The following is a 15,898-nucleotide window of genomic DNA, read 5'->3' on the forward strand; positions in this document are numbered from 1 at the left end:
ACCGCCGTGGAAACGCTCTGGTTCTGCGTGATCGCCCTGCTCTGGCTGGGCTACTTCTTCCTGGAGGGCTTCGACTTCGGCGTCGGCATGCTCCTCCCCGTGCTGGGACGCGACGAGAAGGAACGTCGCGTCATGATCAACACCATCGGGCCGGTCTGGGACGGCAACGAGGTGTGGTTGATCGTCGCGATCGGTGCCACGTTCGCGGCGTTCCCCGGCTGGTACGCGTCGCTCATCAGCACGGTGTACCTGCCCGTGCTGGTGTTCCTGCTGGCGCTGATCGGCCGGGGAGTCGCTTTCGAATACCGCGGGAAGGTCGACTCGGCGCGCTGGCGCGCCCGGTGGGACAAGGCGATCGTGGTCTGCTCGTGGCTCGCGCCGCTGACCGTCGGGCTGCTGATCACGTCCACCGTGCTCGGCCTGCCCATCGACGCCGCGGGCAACCGGGTCGGCTCGCCGTTCGCGTCGCTGCGCTGGGACACCCTCCTCGGCGCCGCCGCGATCACCGGCTACGCCCTGGTGCACGGCGCGGTGTTCACCGCGCTGAAGACCGAGGGCGACATCCGGGTCCGGGCCCGCGCGCTGGCGCTGCGGATCGCCCCGTTCGCCCTGCTGCCGCTGCTGGTGCTGCTGCTCGTCGTGCAGGTGCGGTCCGGCTCGGTGTGGACGTGGGGCGCCGCGATCCTGGTCGCGCTGGCGGCGTTCGCGGCGATGGCCAGGCTCGCACTCGGCCGCGAGGGGCAGGCGTTCGCGCTGATGGGGCTGACCATCGTCGCCGCCATCACCGCGCTGTTCGGCGCGCTCTACCCGAACGTCCTGCCCTCCACCCTCGACCCGGCGTTCTCGCTGACGGTCGCGAACGCCGCCTCCAGCCCGTACACGCTCACGGTCATCACCTGGGTCGCCGCGTTCGGCACGCCCGCCGTGCTCGTCTACCAGGGGTGGACCTACTGGGTGTTCCGCAAGCGCATCGGCACCCGCCACATCCCGCCCGTGCACGTCCCGTCGTCGTGAAGGGGCCGCTCGGCGCGCTCCCCGCGCTATCCCGCTCGGCGAGGTGGGCGCTGGTCTGGTGCGCCGTGCTCGCCGCGGGCACCGCCGTCGCCACGGTCGTGCAGGCCGTGGCGCTCGCGACCGCCCTCACCGGCGGCTCGACGTGGGCGCTCCTGGCCTCGGCCGTCGTCGCGCGCGCCGTGCTGGCGTGGGTGACCGAGTCGGTCGCCGCCCGAGCCGCCGCGGGCGCGAAGGAGGAACTGCGGGCCGCGCTGCTCGACCGCTCGCTCGCACTGGGCCCGGACTGGATCACCGCCCGCGGCCCCGCCGAACTCGCCGTCCTCGCCACCAAGGGCCTCGACGCCCTCGACGCCTACTTCACCAGGTACCTGCCCGCACTGGTCACGACCGTCGTCGTCCCACCGCTCGTCGGCGCCTGGATCCTGCTCACCGACCCCACGTCCGCGCTGCTGATCGCCGCCACCATCCCGCTGATCCCGGTGTTCGCGATCCTCATCGGCCTGTTCACCCAACGGCAGGTCGCGCACGCCGCGGACGTCACCGAACGCCTCTCCGGCTACCTGCTGGAACTGGTCCGCGCCCTTCCGGTGCTGACCGCGTTCAAACGAGCCGCCGCCCAGGCCAAGGCCGTCCGCGACGTCGGCGACCGCCACCGCAGGGCCACGATGGGCACGCTGCGCGTCGCGTTCCTGTCGGCGCTGGTGCTGGAGATCGCCGCGTCGCTGTCGGTCGCACTGATCGCCGTCGGCATCGGCCTCAGACTGGTCTCCGGCGAACTGACCCTGCTCACCGGCCTGGTCGTCCTGATCCTCGCCCCGGAGTGCTACCTGCCGCTGAGAGCGGCGGGCGCGGCCCACCACGCCAGCGAGGACGGCCTCGAAGCCGTACGCCGGGTCGCGGAGATCACCGAGGAAACCCCAGTTCGGAAACCCTCGAACACCGCCCCTGGACCCACACAGCCCCCGCCCGCCACTGGGGGGCGTCCCAGCACCAGTCTATCGGCTTCACCCGGTCGGGAAGGGGATGTCGATCTTGCCTGTGGACAACTGTCAGACCTGTGGACAACCTGCGGCCAAACGGGTGATGTGGTCCTGGACGTCCGTGGCCTGCGCGTTCGCAGGCGGGACCGGGACGCGCCCGACGGCGTGAGCTTCACGGTCCGCGCGGGCGAGGTCCATCGGCTGGACGCGCCGAGCGGCGCGGGCAAGTCGACGACGATCGCGGTGCTGCTCGGTTTCGTTCGGCCGGACGCGGGGACGGTCCTGGTCTGCGGGAACGACCTGTCCACTGTGGATGCGGCGGCGTGGCGGCGGCACGTGGCCTGGGTGCCGCAGCGGCCCGCGTTCGCCGGGACCACGGTCGCCGACGAGCTGGAACTGGCGATCGGACGGCGGCCGGAACCGGCGGAACTGGCCGACGTCGCCGCCGACCACCTTTGTGACCGGCGGGTTAACGATCTGTCCACAGGCGAACGCCAGCGAGTAGCCGTGGCCAGGGCGCTGCTGAAGGTCCGCGCGGGGGCGCGGGTGCTGCTGCTCGACGAACCGACCGCGCACCTCGACCCGCCGACGGCGGCGCTGGTGATGGCCGCCGTCCACCGGGCCGCGGACGACGGGGTGGCGGTCGTGCTCGCCACGCACCGGGTGGTGGAGGCGGCGGACGAGCCGCGGCACCGGACGACCGTCCGAGCAGGAGCGGAGACGGCGGAGAACCGCACCAAGACGGGCAGGCTGCTGACCGCGCGAGCGCTTGCGGGCGCCTTGTTGGGCATCGCGGCACTGGGCAGCGGCGTGGCGCTGAGCGCGTTCGCCGCGTACCTGATCGCCCGCGCCGCCGAACAGCCGCCGATCCTGACGCTGTCGGTGCTCGTGGTCGGCGTCCGGACGTTCGCGCTGGCCAAGGGCGTGTTGCGCTACCTGGAACGGCTCGTGTCGCACGAGGCCGCGTTCCGGCTGGCGGGTGATCTGCGAACCAGGCTGTGGGAGGCGCTGGTCCGGCTCGGGCCCGCGCGGGTGCGGCGCGATACCCTCCAGCGGCTGGTCGACGACACGGACACGGTCCGCGACCTCGTGCCGCGCGTGCTGCTGCCGCCGATCGTGGCGGCAGGCGTCGGCGCGGGCGCGGTGGTGCTGTTCAGCCTGATCCTCCCCGCGGCCGGGGTGGCGCTGGCGGTCGCGCTGCTCGTCGGCGGACTGGCCGCGCCCGCGGTGGCGCTCGCGGTCGAACGGCGGGCCACCACCGTGCTCGCCACCGGCCGCCGACGACTCGGCGCGGACGTGTTCACCCTGCTCGACGCGGCGCCGGACCTCATCGCGTTCGGCGCGCACGAGCGCAAGCGCGCCGAGGTGGCGCGCCACGACGCCGAACTCGTCCGGCAGACCCGCAGGCAGGCGCTGGGCGCGGGGGCGGCCACCGCCGTCCTCCAGTTGACCACCGGTCTCGCCTCGCTGGTGTGCACGGTCCTCGCGGTCGGCACCGTCGACCCGCTGCTGGTCCCGGTGCTCGGACTCGTGCCGCTCGCGCTGGCCGAGGCGTTCGCCGGACTGCCCGCCGCCGCGCAGCAACGGGCCGCGCTGCGCCAGGCGCACCGGCGGCTGACCGAGGTGATCGACGGCGACGTCCAGCCCGAACGGGCGGACGGCATCGGCTGGCCGGGCGGCGAACCGGTGCTGGCGGACGTCGACCTCACCCTGCACGTGGGCTGGACGGCCGTCGTCGGACCGTCGGGCGCGGGCAAGTCGACGCTGTTCGCGCACCTGCTGGGGTTCCTCGGACGGCCCGCGGCGGCGGAGCGGATCGCGTGGTGCCCGCAGGAGCCGCAGCTCGTGTCCACGACCGTCCGGGAGAACCTGCGGATGGCCGACCCGCACGCCGACGACGACCGGCTGCGGGAAGCGCTGCTGCTCGCGGGCCTGCCGGAGTGGGTGGACCGGCTCGACACCCTCATCGGTAACGGTGTTTTGTCCGGTGGGGAGGCGCAACGGGTCGCGCTGGCCAGGACGTTGCTGCACGACGCCGACCTGGTGCTGCTCGACGAACCCACCGCGCACCTGGACGAGCCGACCGCGCGAGCGCTGCTCGACCGGCTGGAGGTCGCGCTGCGCGGCCGCACCGTCGTGCACATCACCCACCGGCCCGAGGAAGCGGCGCGAGCCGACCTGGTGCTGGACGTCGCCGACGGGCACGTGCGGGAGCGGGCCTACCGTTGAGCGTCGTGGACCCCAGGCAGGTGCTCGCCGCGTCGACCGAGATCACGTCAGCCGCGCTCGAGGGCGACGACCCCGACGCGGTGCTGCCGCTCGTCGTGCGCTCCGCCGCCGCGCTCACCGAAGCCGACCTCGGCCTGGCGATGCTCACGGCCGAGGACGGGCGGCTGGTCGTCGAGGCGTCCCACGGGTTCGGCTTCGACGGCGACCCCGTCGGCTCGGTGCTGTCCGCCCGCTCCGCCGCCGCCCGAGCCGCCAGGGGCGGGGTGCCGGTGGTCGCCGCCGACGTCACCACCGACCCGCGCACCGCGCCGTTCGTGCCCAAGTCGCTGCGCGGGTACGGGCCGTTCGCCGTGGCGCCGTTCGGCACCCGTGAACGCAAGATCGGCGCACTCGCCGTGTACCGCAAGCGCGGAGCGCCACCGTTCGAAGCGGACACCGTCGACCTGCTGGCCGCGTTCGCCGCGCAGGCCGGACTCGCCGTGGTGCTCGCCGAGGGGTCGACCGCGCGGCAGCGGGTGGCCGTCTACCAGGAGCGCGAACGGATCGCCCGCGACCTGCACGACGTGATCATCCAACGGCTGTACGCGACCGGCGTGCAGCTCGACCTGCTCGGACGACGGCTCGGCAAGCAACTGGACGCCCGCGAATCGGCCCGGCTCGTCGAGGCCGTCGACCAACTGGACGAGACGATCGCCGAGGTCAGGGCCACCGTCCGAGCCCTGCGCCGCGCCGAACCCGGCAAAGCCGCCGACCGCGACCTGGTGGACTCGGTGCGCGCCGAGGTGCGGATAGCGGGCGAACTCCTCGGCTTCGACCCCGTGCTGGACGTCGAAGGCGACCCGGACGACGTCCCCGCCGCACTCGCCGACCACGCCCGCGCCGCCCTGCGCGAAGCGCTGTCCAACGTGGTCCGGCACTCCGGCGCGCACTCGGTGGCGGTCGCCCTGCACCGCGAACCGGACCGGCTGCTGCTGCGGGTCGCCGACGACGGCTGCGGCATCCCCCGCGGCGTCGCCCGCCGAGGGCTGAGGCACCTGGAGGAACGGGCGTTCGCGGCAGGCGGGAAGTCCGAGGTGACGTCGTCACCGCGCACCGGGACGACGATCACGTGGCAGGTGCCGTTGTGACTGGTGGCCGGTAGTCATGGCGGGGCAGTGGCAGGACTGGTACCGCGTGAACGTTCCGATCGCCGATCGCCGCTACGTCGAACACCTGGCGGCAACGACCGTGAAGGAGGGCTGAGGGATGGGGCGTTCCTGGCGGGAGGTCAAGGCGGAGAAGGAGCGGCTGGACGTCGGGGCTGGGCGTGACGTGGTCGAGGTGCGGGCGGCGGCTCGTGCGCGGACCCACGCCTACGTCGTCGGCTTCCGCCTGTCGGTGCTCAGGGAGCGGGCCGGGGTGACCCAGACCGAGCTGGCCGTGCGCATGGGGGTGAGCCAGCCCCGGATCAGCCAACTGGAGAAGGGCGAGCTGGGTGCGCTGGAGGTCGACACGGTCGACCGGTACGTGGCCGCCCTCGGTGGCCGCCTCAAGATCGTGGCCGACTTCGACGACCACGAGGTGACCGTCTCCAGCAGTGAGGTCGACGGCCTCCGCGTCTAGCGCGACCTCCTCGCCACCCACGCGGCGGCCTGGGTGCGGCGTTCCATTCCCAGTTTGGCGAGCACGGACGTGACGTAGTTCTTCACGGTCTTCTCCGCCACGAACAGCCGTTCGGCGATCTGCCGGTTCGTCATGCCCTCGCCGATGAGGTCCAGCACGCGGCGTTCCTGGTCGGTGAACGACGCCAGCGCGTCGGTCTCGACCGGGCGGCGCATGCGGGCCAGTACGCGGGCCGTGGTGACCGGGTCGAGGAGGGAGCGGCCTGCGGCTACCTCGCGGACGGCGGTGACCAGGTCCTGGCCGCGGACCTGTTTCAGCAGGTAGCCGGAGGCGCCCGCCATGATCGCGCCCACCAGCGCCTCCTCGTCGTCGAACGCGGTGAGCACCAGGCAGCGCGGGCCGTCGGGGAGGGCGCGCAGGCGTTTGCAGAGTTCGACGCCGTTGCCGTCGGGTAGCTGGACGTCGACCACGGCCACGTCGGGCATCGCGGACGACGCCCTGGCGACCGCTTCGGCCACCCCTCCCGCTTCCGCGACGACCTGGATGTCGTCCTCGTCGTCCAGCATTTCGCGCAGACCTCTGCGCACCACCTCGTGGTCGTCCACTAGCAACACGCGCACCGGCACGAAACAACCGTACGGCGAATGCCGGTTCACGAGGGCCGCTCGTGTTGACACAGTTCAAGGATGGTCGTTCGCCCCATCGAGGAAGCCGACCGGATAGTGGTCGGGCGTTTGGTACTGGAGCTTCAACGCGCCCACACGGCGGTCGCGCACGGGGAGGTGTTCTTCCCCGCGAGCCTTCCGGGGTTCCTCGTGGAGCAGCAGGACCGCGTCCTGGGCCTGCTGACCTACACGACCAGCGGTCCGGTGCTGGAGATCGTCACCATCGACGCGCTCCGCCGGGGCCGCGGGGTGGGCAGTTCACTGGTCGACGCGACGGTGGTGCGCGCGCGGGAACTCGGGTGCTCGCGCATCCGGTTGACGACGACGAACGACAACCTGGACGCGATGCGCTTCTACCAGCGGCGCGGGTTCAAGCTGGCGGCGTTGCGGCCGGACGCGGTGCGCGAATCGCGCCGCCTCAAGCCGGAGATCCCCGTGGTCGGGGACTACGGCATCCCCATCACGGACGAGCTGGACCTGGAAAGACGCGTTTCGATCCGCTAGTTGTGCACAGGCTTTCCCCAAGGTTGTCCACAGGTTTGTGCACAACCTGTGGCTAACGTCTCGGTAACGGGCTGAAGACCTCGTCCCACGCCGCGGCGACCTGCCGCGCGCACGTCTCGGGCGCCACGCCGCCGACGCCGGTGCCGAGGCCGGGCATGGCGATGGTGCGCACGACGTCGCGCACCGGCCTGCCGTCCTCCAACCGCCCGTCCTGCCACAGGCGCAGCACGGCCCTCGCCGCGAGGTACGGGTGCACCGTGTCCTCCGGCAGCCGCTCGCCGGGGTGGCGAACGGTGGGGGCGCTGATCAGCCAATGCGGCTCGGGTTCGCCGGTGGACACCAGCATCGCCTCGCCGACGGGCAGTTCACCGCCGTGCAGCGCGAGCACGGCGCTGCGCACCTGCGCCTCCACGTCGGGGAACGCCCGCGCGTAGACGGCGTCGATGCCGCCGCGCATCCAGCCGTAGGAGTTGGCCGGGCTGACCACGGCCTCGGCGATGATGTCGAGAACGGAGCCCCGGTGCACCCGGATCCCCGCTCGACCTTCCGCCACCGAGAGCCAGGCCGTGGCCAAGGGCTCGTCGACGGCGCACAACACGATCTGGGGAGCTGCCGGAGTGTTGATCTCACCCTCCGCATCGGGGGACACGCGGACAAGCATTCCAGTTGCGGCACCCTCTTCGGAACCGGGTTGGGCACCGACCTGTCGCGTGATCCTCGACTCAACGTCGGTCACCGCAGGTCACCCTCGTATGGTTGGCCCGTGCCGCGCATCGCATATTTCGGGCCACAAGGGACGTTCACCGAACAGGCCGCCATCGGGTTCGTCCACCCCGGACGGGACGAACTCGTGCCGTACGAGACCGTGCCGCAAGCCCTCGCCGCCGTCCGCAGGAGCGAAGTGGACGCCGCCTGCGTGCCGGTGGAGAACTCCGTCGAGGGCGCCGTTCCCGCGACGATGGACGCGCTCGCCGAGGGCGAGCCGCTGGTCGCCGTCGCGGAGACCGTGCTGCCGGTGCGGTTCAGCGTCCTGGTCCGGCCGGGCACCGGGGTGGGGGCCGTGCGCACGGTCGCGAGCCACCCGCACGCACTCGCGCAGGTCCGGTACTGGCTGGAGGAGAACCTCCCCGAAGCCTCGGTCGTGTCGACGACGTCCACGGCCGCCGCGGCCGTCGCCGTCCAGCGCGGCGAGTTCGACGCCGCCGTGAGCGCCCCGGTCGCGGTCAACCACTACCCGCTGAGCGAGTTCGCGACGGACGTCGCCGACGTGGCGGACGCGAAGACCCGGTTCCTCTACCTGCGCCGCCCCGGCACGCTCCCCGAGCCGACCGGCTCCGACCGCACGTCCATGGTCGTGACGACCGCCGACCGGGTCGGCGCGCTGTCGGAGCTGCTCGTGGAGCTGGCGCTGCGCGGGATCAGCCTGACCAGGATCGAGTCCCGCCCCACCAAGGGCCGCCTCGGCGAGTACCGGTTCTACATCGACATGCTCGGCCACGTCGCCGAGCCGCGGGTGGGCGACGCCCTGGCCGCGCTGCACCGCCATTGCAGGCAGGTCCGGTTCCTCGGGTCCTACCCGCAGGCCGAACCGACCGTGAGCGGCGAACCGGTCGCCGCGAGCAACGAGGACTTCACCGCGGCCGCCGACTGGGTCGCCGCGGTGCGACGAGGGGTGGGCGCGTGAGGTTGATGCTGGTGCGGCACGGTGAGACCGCGTCCAACCTGAAGATGGCCCTCGACTCGCTGCCGCCGGGGCCCCCGCTGACCGACCTCGGCCAGGAGCAGGCGAACCTCCTCGCCGCCGCGCTGGCCGACGAGCCCGTGGTGGCCGTCTACGCCAGCACGGCGGTGCGGGCGCAGCAGACGGCGGCGCCCGTCGCGGCGGCGCACGGGATGGCCGTCCAGGTCGTCGAGGGGGTGCAGGAGATCTTCTGCGGCGAGCTCGAAGGCCGCTCGGACCGCGAGGCGTACGGGATCTTCGTCAAGACCGCCGCGGAGTGGGCGGAGGGGCGGCTCGACCTGACGCTGCCGGGCGGGGAGAACGGCCGTCAGGTGGTCGACCGCTGCCTCGCCACCATCGCGAGGATCACCGAAGGCGTCACCGAGGGCACGGTCGTGCTGGTCAGCCACGGCGGGGCCATCCGGTTGACGGGGCAGGCGCTCGCCCCGAACGTGACGGCGGGCCTGGCCGCGGGGGGTTTGCTGCCGAACACCGGCCGGGTCGTCCTGGAATCGGACGGCGACGGGTGGCGCTGCACCGCGTGGTCCGGTGTGGACATCCCGGTCGACTGAAACCTGTTAGCGCGGCTCACTATTTCCGCAGCCTCACGGGCAATTCGACGAGACCGTTGTAGACGTACGTCGGCAATGGCTGGAGTTCGGCGGCGGGCACGGCGAGTTCCATGTCCGGAAAATGCGCGAACAGGGCGGGCAGCGCGATTGATGCCTCCATTCGGGCTAGTGGCGCGCCGATGCAGTGGTGCACGCCGTGGCCGAACGCGAGGTGGTCCTTGTCCGTTCGGGTCAGGTCGAACTCGTCCGCGGTGCGGCCGTGCGCGACGGGGTCGCGGCCCGCGGCGCCGAACGCCAGCATGATCGGCTCACCGGCCCTGATCACGGTGTCGAAGCCGAGGTCGACGTCCTCGACGGCGTAGCGCAGCGGCAGGTGCTGCACCGGGCCCTCCGCGCGCAGCGTCTCCTCGATCACGTCGATCCAGGTCGCGTCGCCCGCCTTGACCAGCTTGAGCTGGTCGGGGTGGGTGAGCAGCGCGGTGACGGCCTTGCACAGCAGGTTCGCGGTGGTCCCGCTGCCCGCGCCGATCATCAGGAGCAGCGCCGTGTTGACCTCGTCCTCGGTCAACCGGTCCTCGCCGTAGCGGGCGTTGATCAGGTCGCTGGTCAGGTCGTCGCCCTTGACCATGTACTTCGTCGCGACCAGCGCGCCGAGGCACGACGTGAGGTCCATGAAGTCGCGGTCGTCCGTGGCCGGGCGGTTGATCGCCTGGATGCTGTGCACGGCCCGGCCGCGGAACGAGTCGGGTATGCCCACCAGGTCGCACAGCGCCTCGGCGGGCACGACGTCGGTGAACGCGCGACGCAGGTCCAGCACCTCACCGGGTCGGGCGCGGCTCATGTCCCGCACCAGCCTGCCCACGGTCGCGTGCACGCGCCCCCGCACGCCCTCGACGCGGCGCGGCGTGAACGCGCTGCCCATCATCGTGCGGAGCCGCTGGTGGTCGCCCCCGTAGGTGGTGAAGGCGTTCACCGTCGAGATGAACGAGCGCAGCGGCCAGTCGGTCGGCAGACCCGCGTAGGCGGGCCAGTGGCGCACCGGGTCGCGGGACACCCTGGGGTCCGCGCAGAGCCGCTTCACGACCTCGTGCCTCGTCACCGACCACGCGGACACACCGCCGGGGAGCATTACCCGCGTCGCCGGACCCTTGGCCCTGAGTCTGTCGTTCTCGGCGTGCAGGAATCGCCCGGAGGGGTCGATCGTCGTCTGGCGAAACTGCGGCTCCATGGTCACGGTCTCCGGTGTGATCGGTACGTGATCTGACGGAGCAGTATTATCGTGCATTGTGGAAAATCACCGTCAAGTGATCCCGCGAGTCGCGCTCTAATGGCGTTCTTGTTCCGAACGGGCTGATGAGAATAGCTGTCGAACCCCTGTTCACCGGCTAGCCCCAGCCCAGTTCGTGCAGGCGGGCGTCGTCGATGCCGAAGTGGTGGGCGATCTCGTGCACCACTGTGACGGCCACCTCGTTCACGACGTCGTCCTCGTCCTCGCAGAAGTCGAGGAGCGCGTCGCGGTAGATGAAGATCCGGTCCGGCAGCACGCCGCCGTAGTCCGAAGTCCGCTCGGTGAGCGCCACGCCGTGGTAGAGCCCGAGCAGCGTCGGCTCGTCCGGGTTGCGGTCCTCGATCAGCACGACGACGTTGTCCATCGCCGCCGCGAAGTCGGGCGGGATGAGGTCCAGCGCGTCGCCGACCAGTTCCTCGAACCGGTCGCGCGTCATCTCCACCGTCACGACGTCTTGGAGGTCGTCGTGACCGACGTGGTGCTGGTCGCCGACCCGCTCGGGTTCTGGCTCGACGACGGCGCGTTCGACCCCGACGGGACCTCGGAGTGCAGGGGGGCGCCGGTGGCCTCCGCCTGGCTGACGGCCGTGGTCTGGGGCGGGTTCGACGTGGTCAGGGGCGGCGCGTTCGGGTTGCGCACGGAACCGGCGAACGCCGTCAGCCCCGAGGCGTCCGCGGGGACGGCGCCGATCTTGCAGTTGACCTTGTGCGACCCGGCGGCCCAGCTCTCCGGCAGCCGGTTGTCCCAGGTCACGACCAGGCCCTTGCTCTTCAGGTCGGCCCCGCCGGAGTAGTCGGCCGCCATCGCGTCGCAGGTGGCGGGCAGCACCTCGTCCTGCTTCTCCGGCGCCGGGAAGTCCGCGCCGATCGTCGCGGCGAGGTCCACCACGCCGACGATCTCGAACGTGTGGGGCTGGGCGCAGTCGACCGGGTCGCCGACGGACTTGCCGTTCAGGCCGAGGCACACGCCGGGGTCGTACACGTCCGACTGGTCCTGCTTCTTCGCCGTGCCGAACGACGGCAGCAGCCCGCCCGCCGGTCCGACGACCTGGAGACCGCAGCGCAACGTGCGGAAACCGGCGTTCCACTCCTGCTCACCGGGGTTGAGCGGCCCGACGGTGTACTTCCCGAACGGGTCGAACTTGCCGGCCAGGTAGTCCAGCGACGGCTTGGTGCAGTGGTCGAGGCTGATCTTCGCCCAGTCGGTGGCCGCCGGGTACTTCGCTTCCTTCGCGTACTCGGCGGAGATGTCCACCTTCCCGGTGACCTCGAACAGGTGCTGGTTGCCGCAGTCGACCTTCTTGACGTCCGACAGGTCGGGTTTCGCCCAGTTCAGGCAGTCCGCGGCTTCCGACTCGTAAGCTGGGTTGACGGTCGGCTTCGCGGTGTCCCCACCTACCAGGCCACTGCCGCTGACCGGCCAGGATGTGAACGCGCTCAGCCCGAGGAGGAGGAACCCCCCCACGGACGCGCCGATCATGACCACCCGCGTACCGCGAATGTGGCCACCACGACGAAACCGCTGAGCGCTCGCTGACATCTACTCCATGATGCCTGTGCCGACCGAGAGGCCCTCGACGTGGGGGAGGAGTGTTGCTTTTCGGACACTCGTCACCCGTTCGGCGGCTGATCTCTGTACCGTCCCCGCCGGGAGTGGCTGATGACTGAGAACGACAGGTCCGGGACCTCTGGGACACCCGAGACCGGACAGAACGCACCGACACCGCAGAGCGGCGGGCCGAGTTCAGGCGCGCCCGCGGGGGGCTCGACGCCCCCGCCCTACGTGCCCGCGGCCGAGCAACCGCCGCAGCAGCCGTCGAACCCGCGAGGCCGGATCCGGCAGCAGGACGGGTCGACCAAGCCGCGTCCGCCGTCACTGGCCGAGCAGCGCGCCCGTGAGCAGGCCCAGCGGGACCTGGTCGCGGCCGACCAGGCCCGCGAGGCGGAGTACGCGCGGAAGAAGAAGGTCCGCAAGCGGCTGCTCATCGGCGGTGGCGTGACGGTCGGCGTGGTCGCGCTGGTCGCGATCGGGTACGCGGCGCTGAGCCCGGACGACGTGACCGCCACCTGCACGACCAGCGACGACGTGGTGGTCGCCGACGACAACAACTGCGACGAGAACTACGCCCGTTCGCACGGCGGGTACTCGTCCGGCGGCTTCATCTACATGCCGATCGTCGGCGGGGGCTACAGCCAGTACCGCTACAACTACGGCGGCACCGGTGTCGTCGGGCAGAAGATCTCCGGCGGTACGACGGTGAAGCCGCCGAAGGCGAGCATCTCGACCAGGTCGGGCACCAGCATCCAGCGCGGTGGGTTCGGCGTGTCCAGCGGTGGCAGCAAGAGCGGGGGGAGCTGAGTTGCGCCGAGGGACATCCCCGCCGCGGCCGAACTGGCAGCGGACGGTCTCGGAACAGGGTCTCGTGTTCGGGGCGCCCGCCAGGGGCGTGAACGGCGTCGAGCGCCCCTACTGGGACGAATCGGCGCACTACGTCTTCGAGATGAGCGACATCCTCTCGCTCGAAGCCGACGTGGAACTGCTGCACAGCATGTGCCTGGAAGCCGTGGACAACGTCGTGCTCACCGAGCGCTACCGCGACTTCGGCATCCAGGAGTGGGTCTGGCCCGCCATCGCGGAGTCGTGGAAGCGGCGCGACCCGCACGTCTACGGGCGGTTCGACCTGCGCTACGACGGGTCGGGTCCGGCCAAGATGCTGGAGTACAACGCGGACACCCCCACCTCGCTGCTGGAGGCGGCGGTGCTCCAGTGGTACTGGAAGACCGAGGTGTTCCCGGACGACGACCAGTGGAACTCGATCCACGAGAAGCTGGTCGAGCGCTGGGGTGAGATCGGCGCGCTGCTGCCGTCGAACGAGCTGCACTTCACCTGGTCGTCGGCGGACACGTCCGGTGAGGACCACATCACGCTCGCCTACCTCCAGGAGACCGCGGCCGAGGCGGGCATGAACACCGTCGGCCTGTCCATCGAGGACATCGGCTGGGACACGCTGCTCAAGAGGTTCGTCGACCTCGAAGAGGAGCGGATGAGCACCGTGGTGAAGCTCTACCCGTGGGAGTGGGTGGTCGACGAGCAGTTCGGCCGCCACGCGGTGGAGAGCCTGCCCGGCACGCTGTGGGTCGAGCCGCTGTGGAAGATGCTGCTGTCGAACAAGGCGCTGCTCGCGGTGCTGTGGGAGATGTACCCCGGCCACCCGAACCTGCTGCCCGCCTACCTCGACGATCCGGGGCTGCTCACGGAGTACGTGCGCAAGCCGCGGCTGGGCCGCGAGGGCTCGAACATCCAGATCGTCGCTCCCGGCTACGAGACCCAGACCGGCGGGGTCTACGGCAAGGAGGGCTTCGTCTACCAGTTGTTCGACCCCCTGCCCGAGTTCGACGGCTACCGGCCCGCTCTGGGCGCGTGGGTCGTCGGCGACCAGGCCGCGGGCCTGGGCATCCGCGAAACCACCGGTCTCGTGACCGATGACGGCGCGGCCTTCGTTCCCCACCGGATTGTCGAATGAAGCACCAGCACATGGAGGACCAGTGATCACCCAACTCGCGTTGGACCCCGGATTCGGTTCGACGATCGGTCGGGGCATCGGCGCGATCGCGCTGTACGCCGTCGTCGGCCTGATCCTGATGGTCGTGGGTTTCTACGCCATCGACTTCACGACGCCCGGCCAGCTCAGCGGTCTGGTCCGCACGGGCAAGCCGAACGCCGTCATCGTGACCGCCGCGGGCCTGTTCAGCATGGCGCTGATCATCGTCGTCGCGATCTACAGCTCCGAGGGCAAGCTGACCGAGGGCCTGCTCTACTCGTTGATCTTCGGCTTCGTCGGGATCATCGTCCAGGTGCTCGCCGTCCGCCTGCTGGAGTGGGTGACGCGCCTGGACATCGGCAGGCTCATCGAGTCCGAGAAGTTCGCCCCGGCGAGCGTCGTCGTGGCCAGCGCGCACGTGGCGCTGGGCCTCGTGGTGGCCGTCGCCATCAGCTAGTGGATATCCGGGCGAGATCACGAGGGGTGGAGGACTACCCTTACCCCTCGTGATCGACCTGAAGGCAGTGCGCGAGAACCCCGAAGCCGTCCGTGCGTCGCAGCGAGCGCGCGGTGAGGACGAGTCCGTGGTCGACGCGCTGCTGTCCGCGGACGAGCGCCGACGGGCCGCCATCTCCAGGGCGGACGCGCTGCGGGCCGAGCAGAAGCTGTTCGGCAAGCAGGTCGGCAGGGCCAAGGGCGAGGAGCGCGACGCGCTGCTGGCCAAGGGCAAGGAGATGGCCGCCGAGGTGAAGGCCGCGGAAGCCGAGCAGCACACCGCCGAGGCGGAGCTGACCGAGCTGCACCGCGCCATCCCGAACATCGTGCACCCGGACGCCCCCGAGGGCGGCGAGGACGACTACGTCGTGCTCAAGCACGTCGGCGAGCCCCGCGCGTTCGACTTCGAGCCGCAGGACCACCTCGACCTCGGCGTGAAGCTCGGCGCGATCGACACCGAGCGCGGCGCGAAGGTCGCGGGCTCGCGCTTCTACTTCCTCACCGGCGTCGGCGCGCAGCTCGAGCTGGCGCTGCTGAACATGGCCGCGTCGCTGGCCACCGAGAACGGCTTCACCCTGATGATCACGCCCACCCTGGTGCGGCCGGAGATCATGGCGGGCACCGGCTTCCTCGGTGAGCACGCCAGCGAGGTGTACCGCCTCCGCGACGACGACCTGTACCTGGTCGGCACGTCGGAGGTGCCGCTCGCCGGCTACCACGCGGACGAGATCCTGGACGGCGAGCGCCGCTACGCGGGCTGGTCGTCGTGCTACCGCCGCGAAGCGGGCAGCTACGGCAAGGACACCCGCGGCATCATCCGCGTGCACCAGTTCAACAAGGTCGAGATGTTCTCCTACGTGCGCCCCGAGGACGCCGAGGCGGAGCACGCGCGCCTGCTGGGCTGGGAAGAGGAGATGCTGGCCCGCGTCGAGGTCCCGTACCGGGTCATCGACACGGCGGCGGGCGACCTGGGCACCAGCGCGGCCCGCAAGTTCGACTGCGAGGCCTGGGTGCCGTCGCAGCAGGCCTACCGCGAGCTGACGTCGACGTCGAACTGCACGACGTTCCAGGCGCGGCGGCTCAACATCCGGTACCGCGACGAGAACGGCAAGTCGCAGATCACAGCGACGCTGAACGGCACCCTGGCGACGACCCGCTGGATCGTCGCCATCCTGGAGAACCACCAGCAGGCGGACGGTTCCGTGCGCGTGCCCGAGGCGCTGCGCCCGTACCTCGGCGGTCGCGAGGTCCTGGAGCCGGTCGCCGCCCGCTGACGACCGATGAGTTC

At 71.2% G+C, this 15,898-nt stretch carries 16 protein-coding genes; 11 read left to right on the forward strand and 5 right to left on the reverse strand.

The window, feature by feature from the left end:
- Nucleotides 1–6 precede the first annotated feature (6 nt).
- From cydB to NZH93_RS35490, 4 genes are all read left to right on the forward strand, one after another.
- The gene (cydB, locus tag NZH93_RS35475; protein ID WP_259627654.1) at nt 7–1,014 is read left to right on the forward strand and encodes a cytochrome d ubiquinol oxidase subunit II; all 1,008 of its coding nucleotides are present in this window, start codon (nt 7–9) and stop codon (nt 1,012–1,014) included.
- Nucleotides 1,011–4,223 carry a thiol reductant ABC exporter subunit CydD gene (cydD, locus tag NZH93_RS35480; RefSeq protein WP_259627655.1) on the forward strand — a complete coding sequence of 1,071 codons (3,213 nt, stop codon included), beginning with the start codon at nt 1,011–1,013 and terminating at the stop codon, nt 4,221–4,223. The genes cydB and cydD overlap by 4 nt, the downstream gene beginning before the upstream one ends.
- A 5-nt stretch (nt 4,224–4,228) precedes the next feature.
- On the forward strand, nt 4,229–5,350 hold the full coding sequence (locus tag NZH93_RS35485) for a GAF domain-containing sensor histidine kinase (protein WP_372506966.1): 1,122 nt from the start codon (nt 4,229–4,231) through the stop codon (nt 5,348–5,350).
- Between the two features lie 118 nt (nt 5,351–5,468).
- A complete protein-coding gene (locus NZH93_RS35490; RefSeq protein WP_259627657.1) occupies nt 5,469–5,825 on the forward strand; it encodes a helix-turn-helix domain-containing protein in 357 nt (118 codons plus the stop codon).
- Here NZH93_RS35490 and NZH93_RS35495 read toward each other — a convergent pair.
- Complete coding sequence (locus NZH93_RS35495) at nt 5,822–6,451, reverse strand: response regulator (RefSeq protein ID WP_259627658.1); 630 nt, start codon at nt 6,449–6,451, stop codon at nt 5,822–5,824. The genes NZH93_RS35490 and NZH93_RS35495 overlap by 4 nt on opposite strands.
- Nucleotides 6,452–6,511: 60 nt before the next feature.
- Between NZH93_RS35495 and NZH93_RS35500 the strand changes: the two genes are divergently transcribed.
- Nucleotides 6,512–6,994 (forward strand): GNAT family N-acetyltransferase, encoded by a 483-nt coding sequence (locus NZH93_RS35500; protein WP_259627659.1) that lies wholly within the window; start codon nt 6,512–6,514, stop codon nt 6,992–6,994.
- A gap of 52 nt (nt 6,995–7,046) precedes the next feature.
- Here NZH93_RS35500 and NZH93_RS35505 read toward each other — a convergent pair whose 3' ends face one another.
- A complete protein-coding gene (locus NZH93_RS35505) occupies nt 7,047–7,643 on the reverse strand; it encodes a macro domain-containing protein (RefSeq protein WP_259627660.1) in 597 nt (198 codons plus the stop codon).
- A gap of 114 nt (nt 7,644–7,757) precedes the next feature.
- Between NZH93_RS35505 and pheA the strand changes: the two genes are divergently transcribed.
- Together pheA and NZH93_RS35515 are read left to right on the forward strand one after the other, a co-directional pair.
- Nucleotides 7,758–8,678 carry a prephenate dehydratase gene (pheA, locus tag NZH93_RS35510; protein WP_259627661.1) on the forward strand — a complete coding sequence of 307 codons (921 nt, stop codon included), beginning with the start codon at nt 7,758–7,760 and terminating at the stop codon, nt 8,676–8,678.
- The gene (locus NZH93_RS35515) at nt 8,675–9,286 is read left to right on the forward strand and encodes a histidine phosphatase family protein (RefSeq protein WP_259627662.1); all 612 of its coding nucleotides are present in this window, start codon (nt 8,675–8,677) and stop codon (nt 9,284–9,286) included. Before pheA ends, NZH93_RS35515 begins: the two co-directional genes overlap by 4 nt.
- A 19-nt stretch (nt 9,287–9,305) precedes the next feature.
- Here NZH93_RS35515 and NZH93_RS35520 read toward each other — a convergent pair whose 3' ends face one another.
- The 3 genes from NZH93_RS35520 to NZH93_RS35530 form a co-directional block, all read right to left on the reverse strand.
- Nucleotides 9,306–10,514, reverse strand: coding sequence for a cytochrome P450 family protein (locus tag NZH93_RS35520; RefSeq protein ID WP_259627663.1), 1,209 nt, complete (start codon nt 10,512–10,514; stop codon nt 9,306–9,308).
- A gap of 157 nt (nt 10,515–10,671) precedes the next feature.
- Nucleotides 10,672–11,022 (reverse strand): metallopeptidase family protein, encoded by a 351-nt coding sequence (locus tag NZH93_RS35525; RefSeq protein WP_259627664.1) that lies wholly within the window; start codon nt 11,020–11,022, stop codon nt 10,672–10,674.
- Nucleotides 11,019–12,053: a septum formation family protein gene (locus NZH93_RS35530; protein WP_259627665.1), complete on the reverse strand. Its 1,035-nt coding sequence runs from the start codon at nt 12,051–12,053 to the stop codon at nt 11,019–11,021. The genes NZH93_RS35525 and NZH93_RS35530 overlap by 4 nt, the downstream gene beginning before the upstream one ends.
- Nucleotides 12,054–12,233: 180 nt before the next feature.
- Here NZH93_RS35530 and NZH93_RS35535 point away from each other — a divergent pair, with 180 nt between their 5' ends.
- Genes NZH93_RS35535 through serS form a run of 4 tightly spaced genes read left to right on the forward strand, consistent with a single transcriptional unit; the run spans nt 12,234 to nt 15,884 of the window.
- Entirely contained in the window at nt 12,234–12,932 is a 699-nt protein-coding gene (locus NZH93_RS35535) for a cell envelope integrity TolA family protein (protein ID WP_308214279.1), read from the forward strand.
- Nucleotide 12,933: 1 nt separating this feature from the next.
- Nucleotides 12,934–14,097, forward strand: coding sequence for a glutathionylspermidine synthase family protein (locus NZH93_RS35540; RefSeq protein ID WP_259627666.1), 1,164 nt, complete (start codon nt 12,934–12,936; stop codon nt 14,095–14,097).
- Between the two features lie 22 nt (nt 14,098–14,119).
- Nucleotides 14,120–14,572: a DUF350 domain-containing protein gene (locus NZH93_RS35545; RefSeq protein ID WP_259627667.1), complete on the forward strand. Its 453-nt coding sequence runs from the start codon at nt 14,120–14,122 to the stop codon at nt 14,570–14,572.
- Nucleotides 14,573–14,621: 49 nt separating this feature from the next.
- The gene (serS, locus tag NZH93_RS35550; RefSeq protein WP_259627668.1) at nt 14,622–15,884 is read left to right on the forward strand and encodes a serine--tRNA ligase; all 1,263 of its coding nucleotides are present in this window, start codon (nt 14,622–14,624) and stop codon (nt 15,882–15,884) included.
- Nucleotides 15,885–15,898: the final 14 nt, after the last annotated feature.

The sequence above is a fragment of the Umezawaea endophytica genome (genome assembly GCF_025061645.1).
Classification (GTDB): Bacteria; Actinomycetota; Actinomycetes; order Mycobacteriales; family Pseudonocardiaceae; genus Umezawaea; species Umezawaea endophytica.

Bases quoted from the DNA above. Each gene is read 5' to 3' on its own strand.
- NZH93_RS35490 (WP_259627657.1), top strand. From the start codon at position 5,469: ATGGGGCGTTCCTGGCGGGAGGTCAAGGCGGAGAAGGAGCGGCTGGAC.
- NZH93_RS35500 (WP_259627659.1), top strand. From the start codon at position 6,512: ATGGTCGTTCGCCCCATCGAGGAAGCCGACCGGATAGTGGTCGGGCGT.
- NZH93_RS35520 (WP_259627663.1), bottom strand. From the start codon at position 10,514: ATGGAGCCGCAGTTTCGCCAGACGACGATCGACCCCTCCGGGCGATTC.
- NZH93_RS35530 (WP_259627665.1), bottom strand. From the start codon at position 12,053: ATGATCGGCGCGTCCGTGGGGGGGTTCCTCCTCCTCGGGCTGAGCGCG.
- NZH93_RS35535 (WP_308214279.1), top strand. From the start codon at position 12,234: ATGACTGAGAACGACAGGTCCGGGACCTCTGGGACACCCGAGACCGGA.